Below are 605 nucleotides of genomic sequence, written 5' to 3'. Positions count from 1 at the left end.
ATTGACGCCGTAAATCAATCTTGTATCAATTTTGAGCGACCACTTTTGGTCGCATCGTTCTCAGGGCGGGGCGAAATTCCCCACCGGCGGTAAGAAGCAATTGCTTTAAGCCCGCGAGCGCCTCGGCCAATAGGTAGAGGGTCTAGCAGATCAGGTGAAACTCCTGAGCCGACGGTCATAGTCCGGATGGAAGAGAACGTGCGAATGCTCGGCTGAACGCCGGGGATGATGCATGTGATCGCCTTGGGTGACGTGTCACTAGGAAAGGAGATCACCATGACACACACCCGATACGCCTTCATTAAAGCAGGCTGGCACGCAGAAATTGTGGATCAAGCACTTGTAGGCTTCACTCAGAAGATACCCAAAGAAAACGTTGATGTGTTCGACGTGCCAGGCGCATTCGAGATGCCTTTGCTTGCTCGTAACCTTGCCATGTCAGGTCGATACAATGCGGTTATCGCCGCGGCGTTTGTTGTGGACGGCGGCATATACCGCCACGACTTCGTCGCTCAAGCTGTGGTGAACGGTTTGATGCAAGCGGGCCTTGAAACTGGTGTTCCAGTTCTCTCCGTTTCGCTGACGCCGCACCAGTATCAAGATAC

The 605-nt window shown here is 53.4% G+C and carries 1 protein-coding gene and 1 riboswitch; the gene reads left to right on the top strand.

Annotated features, from left to right (window positions below; translation table 11 throughout):
- The first annotated feature begins 52 nt into the window (after positions 1-52).
- Positions 53-202, top strand: a riboswitch (FMN riboswitch).
- 74 nt (positions 203-276) lie between these two features.
- The coding region (locus tag PMES_RS16360; RefSeq protein ID WP_159966773.1) for a 6,7-dimethyl-8-ribityllumazine synthase at positions 277-605 on the top strand (329 nt) is incomplete at its 3' end.

Source organism: Profundibacterium mesophilum KAUST100406-0324, from assembly GCF_009835145.1.
Lineage (GTDB): Bacteria > Pseudomonadota > Alphaproteobacteria > Rhodobacterales > Rhodobacteraceae > Profundibacterium > Profundibacterium mesophilum.
Note: the sequence above shows the minus strand (reverse complement) of the source record. Positions and strands in the feature narration are given on the sequence as shown.